Source organism: Paraburkholderia sp. FW306-2-2C-D06C (assembly GCF_058781505.1).
In genome coordinates, this window is the sequence record NZ_JBYSWU010000074.1 from 21,488 (window position 1) to 29,551 (window position 8,064).

Consider the following 8,064-nt stretch of genomic DNA (forward strand, 5'->3'; position numbering starts at 1 on the left):
AGCCGCGCTGAAACGTCTATTCATTCACTGCCTTCGCACCGGAAACACCGCCCATGTGGAGCTACATCCTAAAACGCCTGCTGTTGATGATCCCGACCTTGCTCGGCGTGCTGACGCTGACTTTCGGCGTGATCCAGTTCGTGCCGGGTGGCCCGGTCGAGCAGATGCAGCACGAGCTGCGCAAGGGCGCGGAGGGCGGCTCGCCGTTCGGCCTGCGCGCGCATAACGGCGTCGACGCGCAGCAAGTCGCGCAACTGAAGGCGCTGTACGGTTTCGACAAACCGCCGCTCGAACGCTACGTCCTGATGCTCAAACGTTTCGCGACGTTCGACCTCGGGCAGAGCTATTTCCGCCATCAAAGCGTGTGGTCGTTGATCGTTTCCAAGCTGCCGGTGTCGATCAGCATCGGCTTATGGACCTTTTTTCTCACGTACCTGATATCGGTGCCGTTGGGCATCGCGAAAGCGGTGCGCAACGGTTCGCGCTTCGACGTCGCGACGAGTCTGGTGGTGCTGATCGGCTACGCGATTCCGGGCTTCGTGCTGGGCGTGCTGTTGCTCGTGCTGTTCGGCGGCGGCACCTTCCTGCAACTGTTCCCGTTGCGCAATCTCACTTCGGACAATTGGGCGCAGTTGAGCCTCGGCGGCAAGATCGTCGATTACCTGTGGCATATCACGTTGCCGATCACAGCCTCCGTGGTGGGCAGCTTCGCGGTCGTGACGATGCTCACGAAAAACGCTTTCCTCGACGAGATCCGCAAACAGTACGTGCTGACCGCGCGCGCGAAAGGCTTGTCCGAGAAACGCGTGCTGTGGAAGCACGTGTTTCGCAATGCGTTGCTGCCGCTGATCGTCGGTTTTCCGGCGGCGTTTATCGGCGCGTTCTTCACCGGCAGCCTGCTGATCGAGACGCTCTTTTCGCTCGACGGCCTCGGCTTGCTGTCATACGAATCGGTGGTGCGGCGCGACTATCCGGTCGTGCTCGGCACGCTGTATCTGTTCACGCTGATCGGTCTCGCGACCAAGCTGATTTCCGACCTTTGCTACGTGTGGGTCGATCCCCGCATCCAATTCGAACAACTGGAGCGCTGATGAATCGAGCCCGCCTTCCAGCCGACGTGGCGGCGCGCACCGAACCGGTTCGCGCATTCGTGTCGCCGTCGCCCGCGCGCCGCGTCTGGCAGCGCTTTCGCCAGCAGCGTCCTGGCTACTGGAGTCTGATCGTGTTCGTCGTCGCGTTCGCGGCGAGCCTTGCCGGTCCGCTGTGGTCGAACGACAAGCCGCTGGTGGTGCGCTACGACGGCCAACTGTATTTCCCGATGTTCAAGACCTACGCGGAGACCACTTTCGGCGGCGACTTCCCGGCGCCCGCCGACTATCTCGATCCGTATATCAAGCATCGTTTCGATGCGCCCGGCAACTTCGCGCTGTATCCGCCGAACCGCTACTACTACGACACGCTGAACTATTTCTCGAAGAAGCCAAACCCGGCGCCGCCATCGCGCGAGAATTGGCTTGGCACCGACGACCGCGGCCGCGATCTGTTCGCGCGCCTGCTGTACGGTTTTCGCGTGTCGGTCGAATTCGCGCTGGTGTTGACGCTGATCGGCACGTTGCTCGGGATTGCCGCGGGCGCCGTGCAGGGTTACTTCGGTGGACGTATCGATATCATCGGGCAGCGGCTGATCGAAATCTGGAGTGCGTTGCCGGAGCTTTACCTGCTGATCATTTTTTCGTCGATCTTCGAGCCGGGCTTCATCCTGCTGATCGTGCTGCTGTCGCTGTTCGGCTGGATCGGCTTGTCCGATTACGTGCGCGCGGAGTTTCTGCGCAATCGTCACCAGGACTATGTGCGCGCGGCGCGGGCGATGGGGCTGTCGAACTGGCAGATCATGTGGCGGCACGTACTGCCCAATAGTCTGACGCCGGTCATCACGTTTCTGCCGTTCCGCATGAGCGGCGCAATTCTCGCGCTCACCAGCCTTGATTTTCTAGGCTTGGGCGTCCCGTCGCCGACACCGAGCCTCGGTGAATTGCTGGCGCAAGGCAAAGCGAATCTCGACGCATGGTGGATCTCGTTGTCGACCTTCGGCGTGCTGGTCGCGATGCTGTTGCTGCTGACCTTCATGGGCGACGCGCTGCGCAACGCGCTCGACACCCGCATTTCCGATGCAATGCGCGCCGGAGGTAATCAGTGAGCGCCGGCATGGAGCAAAAAGCACAACAGGGCGTGAGCGTGCCGCTGCTGGAACTCGATCGTCTGCATGTGACGTTCGGCGACACCGTCGCGGTGAACGACGTCACGCTCGCGATCGAACGCGGCGAGCGGGTCGCGCTGGTCGGCGAATCGGGGTCGGGCAAGAGCGTGACCGCGCTGTCGATTTTGCGTCTGTTGAGCGATGCGCAGGTGAGCGGGGCGATCCGTTTCGACGGCGAAGATCTGCTCGCCAAAAGCGAGCGCGAAATGCGCGGCATGCGCGGCTCGGACATCGCGATGATCTTCCAGGAGCCGATGACGGCGCTCAATCCGCTCTACACGATCGGCGATCAGATTGCGGAGACCATCGTCGTGCACGACGGCGTAGCGGCCGGCGAGGCGCGCAAGCGCGCGGTGGCGCTGTTGGGGCGCACCGGCATCGCGGAGCCGGGCAAGCGCGTGAACAGCTATCCGCATCAGTTGTCGGGCGGCCAGCGGCAGCGCGCAATGATCGCGATGGCGCTCGCGTGCCGCCCACGCCTGCTGCTCGCCGACGAACCCACCACCGCGCTCGACGTGACGATCCGCGCGCAGATCGTCGACCTGCTGCTGGAATTGCAACGCGACGAAGCGGCAAAGCGCGGCATGGCTGTGCTGCTGATCACGCACGACCTGAACCTGGTGCGGCACTTCGCGCAGCGCATCGCGGTGATGGAGAAGGGCGTGCTGGTCGAAAGCGGGCCGGTCGAGCAGGTGTTCGAGTCGCCGCAGCATCCGTACACGCAGCGGCTGCTGGCGAGCCGGCCTGAACGCACGGTCGTGCCGGTGCTGCCGATATCGCCGGTGCTGCTCGAAGCGCGCGACGTCTCGGTCGATTTCAAGACGAAACTCCCGGGCTTGACCGGCTGGTTCCGTTCGGGGCGTTTCCGCGCGGTCGCGGATGCGAACGTATCGGTGCGCCAGGGCGAGACGCTGGGGATCGTCGGCGAATCGGGTTCGGGCAAATCGACCCTCGCGATGGCGCTGCTCGGTCTGCAACGCACCGCTCATGGCGAGATCGAGTTTCAGGGCAGGCCGCTCGGCAGCTATCGCGGCGCCGAACAGACTACCTTGCGTTCGAACATGCAGGTGGTCTTTCAGGATCCGTTCAGTTCGCTTTCGCCGCGCCAGACCATCGAGCGGATTGTCAGCGAAGGACTTGCGCTGCATCGGCCGCAGATGACCCAGGACGCGCGGCGCGACAAGGTGATTTCCGTGCTGCGCGAAGTCGGACTCGACCGCACGGTGCTGTACCGCTATCCGCATGAATTCTCCGGCGGCCAGCGTCAGCGGATCGCGATCGCGCGCGCTTTGGTGCTGGAGCCGCGCATCCTGATCCTCGACGAGCCGACCAGTGCGCTCGACGTTTCGATCCAGCAGCAGGTACTGAAATTGCTCGCCGGGTTGCAACACAAGTACAACCTCGGCTTCGTATTCATCAGCCACGATCTGGCTGTGATTGGGGCGATGGCGCACCGTGTGGCCGTTATGCAAAACGGTTCGATCGTTGAAAGCGGAGAGGTTGAGCAGATTTTTGCGACACCCTCCCACCCTTACACTCGAAAGCTGCTGAAAGCGGCGCTCGGCCATTGATTTTTCACCCCTTTCACCAATTGGGTGCGTGTCTCGATTGTATTTTTCTATTTGTTTTGACACACGAATACTTACTGGCTAGTATCGACCAAACTTTTTTCCGTAGCCCACTGATTTTTAGGCAAAAACTACCGACCAATGCAGCACAGAAATCTCACCCAGGCTTGTACGCGCGTCGTCGCCGGGATGTTCATTGGCGTCTTGATGGCAGCAGCTCCCGGCGCGTTCGCCGACGAAGTAAGCAGTTTTAATCAGAATGCCTCATATTCGACCTCCAGCGGGTCGAATTCGCTGTCCTTTCCGAATTCGCAATCGTCTGTTCCTGACAGCAGCGGCGGCGCCAAATCGTTCCTGTCCGGCATGGCCGGAAAAGCGGGCGACGTGGTGGTCGGCGCGCTGAACATGATCGGCGTTCGTTACCGTTGGGGCGGCAATACTCCGGATTCGGGGCTCGATTGCAGCGGCTTCGTCCGCTACGTGTTCCAGGACACGCTCGGTATGGCGCTGCCGCGCCGCGCCGAGGAAATGAGCCGCGTCGGCGAGAAGGTCCGCGTGAGCGACCTCAAGCCGGGCGATCTGGTGTTCTTCAACACGATGCGCCGCACGTTCTCGCACGTCGGCATCTACATCGGCGACAACAAGTTCGTGCACTCGCCTTCCACGGGCAGCACGATCCGCGTCGACGATATGGATAGCGGTTACTGGGAAAAGCGCTTCACGGGCGCACGCCGGGTCGAGACGTCCTATCAGGACGGCGAGGATCTGAAGAAGCGCGTGAACGCTACGATCGGCGGCAACAACTGATCTGGCGCGCGCCGGCAATATCGGCGCGACAAAAAAGCCTGCTTCGAATGAAGCAGGCTTTTTGCGTTTGCGCTCCTGGTGTTGCGCCCTTGGGTTCGTGCACGAGGGCTTGTGCTCCGGGGTTTGCGCTCTTCGATCTCCTGGTCGCGAGCGCCCCGCCTTTGGACGCCGCTGCGCCGGCTGGCATAGCCGGCGCTTGACCGAAGGCTTACACCGCTACGCGGCTCGCTGCCAGCTTGCGTTGCAACTCCGGCATCATCTTCGCCACCGCTTCCTCACCCGCCAGAATCGCCGCGTTACGTTGCGAAAAATCGCTGCCGCTCATGGCGGCGAGGTTCGGGCGGATCACGACGTCGGCGTACTTGTCGAGCTCATAGGCCTTGATGGTCTGGCCCATGATCGTGAAGGTCTGCAGCAGCACGTCGAACGAGCTGGCCGTCAGCCCGCTCTCGGGGCGCTGCGAGATGTCGACGGCGATCACGAAGTCCGCGCCCATCTTGCGCGCGAACGAGGCGGGCACCGGGCTCACCAGGCCGCCGTCGACATATTCATGACCGCCGATCTTCACCGGCTCGAAAATCGACGGCAAGCTGCACGATGCGCGCACGGCGATGCCGGTGTTGCCGCGCTGAAACAGGATCGGCTGACCGGTCTTCAGATCGGTCGCGACGACGCCGAGCGGCTTGACCATCTTCTCGATCGGACGGTTGTTGAGCGTCGTGTTCAGGTAGTTTTGCAGCGCGACGCCTTGCAGAAAACCGCGTGTGCGAAACGGCATCGCCCAGTCGCTGATCGACGCTTCGTCCATGGTGAGCGCGAGCTTGTTCAGCGCAAAGCCGTTCATGCCCGACGCGTACAGCGCACCGACCACCGAGCCGGCGCTGGTGCCGGCCACCAGATCGACCTGGATGTTGCGCGCCTCGAGCGCCTTGATGACGCCGATGTGGGCGAAGCCGCGCGCGGCGCCGCCGCCAAGAGCGAGGCCGACGCGGATCGGCCGTTGCGGCTTGTCGAGCGGCGGCGTGTTTGCCGCAGGCGCGGCGGCGACCGGCGCGATATCGGTTTTGCCGCCCGTCGTGGTGCAGGCGGCGAGCACCGCGGAGGCGGCGGCCAGCGAGAAATTGCGGCGGGCGAGGCGAGGGGATGACGGTTTCAACGAGTTCTCCAGCAACGGCACGGGCGACGCAATCGGCGTAACTGTGTGCCGCGATCAGGCGGATAGTCAAACGGACGGGATCGCCGGCGGCGATCGCAATTCGTAGCGCGCGCGGCGGCTCTGGCGGTTCTATGCCGACCCGCGGCGCGCGCACATCATAAATCAAAGCTTCAGGCGCGCGGCGAGCCCGCAATGAAACGTTGCAGAGGAAGCCTTCGGGCGCCGCGACGCGCGTATCGTGCGCCGCAATGGGCCGTTTGGACGAGGGCGGCTAACAAGGCTTCGGAAGGTATAATTCGGCTCTCGCATTTTTCCTTCGTGTCCGTGCACGGCGCTGTCTGCCGCATGGACGCGGTTCGCTGCCGCGCTTTTCTGGCGAGCTTTGCCTGGCGCCGGCGCCCGTCTTCCGAGTAACCGCTTATGACCACCTCCGTTCGCACCCGCTTCGCACCGAGTCCCACCGGTTTCATCCACCTGGGCAACATCCGCTCCGCGCTCTATCCGTGGGCGTTCGCGCGCAAGATGAAAGGGAGCTTCGTGCTGCGGATCGAGGACACCGACGTCGAGCGTTCCACTAACGAGGCTGTCGATGCCATTCTCGAAGGCATGGCGTGGCTCGGCCTCGACTTCGACGAAGGCCCGTTCTACCAGATGCAGCGCATGGACCGTTATCGCGAAGTGCTCGAGCAGATGCAGGACGCCGGGCTCGTGTACCCGTGCTACATGTCGACAGAAGAACTGGATGCGCTGCGTGAACGTCAACGTGAGGCCGGCGAAAAGCCGCGCTACGACGGCACGTGGCGCCCGGAGCCCGGCAAGACGCTGCCGCCGGTGCCGGCAGGCGTGCAGCCCGTGCTGCGCTTCCGCAATCCGCTCACCGGCGTGGTGGCGTGGGACGACGCGGTGAAGGGCCGCATCGAGATCTCGAACGAAGAACTCGACGACCTCGTGATCGCGCGCCCGGACGGCACGCCCACCTATAACTTCTGCGTGGTGGTGGACGATCTCGATATGCGTATCACGCACGTGATTCGCGGCGACGACCACGTGAACAACACGCCGCGTCAGATCAACATCTTGCGCGCGCTCGGCGGCGAACCGCCGGTGTATGCGCACTTGCCGACCGTGCTGAACGAGCAGGGCGAAAAGATGAGCAAGCGTCACGGCGCGATGAGCGTGGTGGGCTATCGCGACGCCGGCTATTTGCCGGAAGCTGTGGTCAACTATCTGGCGCGTCTGGGCTGGTCGCATGGCGATGCGGAAATCTTCACGCGTGAGCAGTTCGTCGAATGGTTCGACCTGGAGCATCTCGGCAAGTCGCCGGCGCAGTACGACCACGACAAGCTGAACTGGCTCAACGCGCACTACATCAAGGAGGCCGACAACGCACGCCTCGCGGACCTCGCGCGGCCGTTCTTCGCCGAATTGGGTATCGACGAGGCCGCCATCGCGCAAGGCGCCGATCTGACCTCGGTCGTGGGCCTGCTGAAGGACCGCGCGTCGACGGTGAAGGAAATCGCCGGGAACGCCGCGATGTTCTATCGCACGCCGGCACCCGAAGCGGATGCACTGGCGCAGCACATCACCGAGGCAGTGCGTCCGGCGCTGGTCGATCTGGCTGCGGCGCTGAAGACCGTGGAGTGGACCAGGGAAGCGATCGCCGCCGCGTTGAAGGCCACGCTCGGCGCACACAAGCTGAAGATGCCGCAACTGGCGATGCCGGTGCGTCTGCTGGTGGCGGGCACGACGCACACGCCGTCGATCGACAGCGTGTTGATGCTGTTCGGTCGCGATGTCGTTGTTGGGCGTATCGAAAAAGCGCTGGCCTGAGCGCGTGCGCGCGTGCAATGAGAGGGTTTGCATGCGACTTGCGAAAAAGTCGCATGCAATTGCTCAAAGGGTATTTACAAAGCGCAAATTGGCCTCTAAAATTTCGTTTCTGTTCTGCAAGGGGGGTATAGCTCAGCTGGGAGAGCGCTTGCATGGCATGCAAGAGGTCAGCGGTTCGATCCCGCTTACCTCCACCATCAGAGCAGAGTGAAGTGGTTCTGAAGTCTGGAGCTTGTAGGAAAAAAGACTTCACAAACAGCTGTAACGTAGTTAAAATAGCGGTCTTCGCAGTTGACGAAACGAAATAACTGACAAGTTAGCGTAAGTTGGCAGCGAGTTAAAGTCAGATAGACAGATCTGGAAAGATTATGTCCCCTTCGTCTAGAGGCCTAGGACATCACCCTTTCACGGTGAGTACAGGGGTTCGAATCCCCTAGGGGACGCCA

General features: G+C 62.5%; 6 protein-coding genes and 2 tRNA genes. 7 read left to right on the top strand and 1 reads right to left on the bottom strand.

Features of this window, described 5'->3' with window-relative positions; translation table 11 throughout:
- The first annotated feature begins 53 nt into the window (after positions 1–53).
- From AC3WLT_RS34425 to AC3WLT_RS34440, 4 genes are all read left to right on the top strand, one after another.
- A complete protein-coding gene (locus AC3WLT_RS34425; protein ID WP_115101235.1) occupies positions 54–1,091 on the top strand; it encodes a microcin C ABC transporter permease YejB in 1,038 nt (345 codons plus the stop codon).
- Positions 1,091–2,197 (top strand): ABC transporter permease, encoded by a 1,107-nt coding sequence (locus AC3WLT_RS34430; RefSeq protein WP_492596067.1) that lies wholly within the window; start codon positions 1,091–1,093, stop codon positions 2,195–2,197. Before AC3WLT_RS34425 ends, AC3WLT_RS34430 begins: the two co-directional genes overlap by 1 nt.
- Before the next feature lie 8 nt (positions 2,198–2,205).
- Positions 2,206–3,828: an ABC transporter ATP-binding protein gene (locus tag AC3WLT_RS34435; RefSeq protein ID WP_492596072.1), complete on the top strand. Its 1,623-nt coding sequence runs from the start codon at positions 2,206–2,208 to the stop codon at positions 3,826–3,828.
- Between the two features lie 138 nt (positions 3,829–3,966).
- Positions 3,967–4,632, top strand: coding sequence for a C40 family peptidase (locus AC3WLT_RS34440; protein ID WP_492596068.1), 666 nt, complete (start codon positions 3,967–3,969; stop codon positions 4,630–4,632).
- Between the two features lie 208 nt (positions 4,633–4,840).
- Here AC3WLT_RS34440 and AC3WLT_RS34445 read toward each other — a convergent pair whose 3' ends face one another.
- Positions 4,841–5,788: a patatin-like phospholipase family protein gene (locus AC3WLT_RS34445; protein ID WP_492596069.1), complete on the bottom strand. Its 948-nt coding sequence runs from the start codon at positions 5,786–5,788 to the stop codon at positions 4,841–4,843.
- A gap of 420 nt (positions 5,789–6,208) precedes the next feature.
- Here AC3WLT_RS34445 and gltX point away from each other — a divergent pair, with 420 nt between their 5' ends.
- The 3 genes from gltX to AC3WLT_RS34460 all read left to right on the top strand — a co-directional run bounded on the left by gltX (position 6,209) and on the right by AC3WLT_RS34460 (position 8,064).
- On the top strand, positions 6,209–7,618 hold the full coding sequence (gene gltX / locus AC3WLT_RS34450) for a glutamate--tRNA ligase (RefSeq protein WP_492596070.1): 1,410 nt from the start codon (positions 6,209–6,211) through the stop codon (positions 7,616–7,618).
- 121 nt (positions 7,619–7,739) lie between these two features.
- Positions 7,740–7,815 (top strand) — tRNA-Ala (locus AC3WLT_RS34455).
- A 173-nt stretch (positions 7,816–7,988) separates the two neighbouring features.
- A tRNA-Glu gene (locus tag AC3WLT_RS34460) sits at positions 7,989–8,064 on the top strand.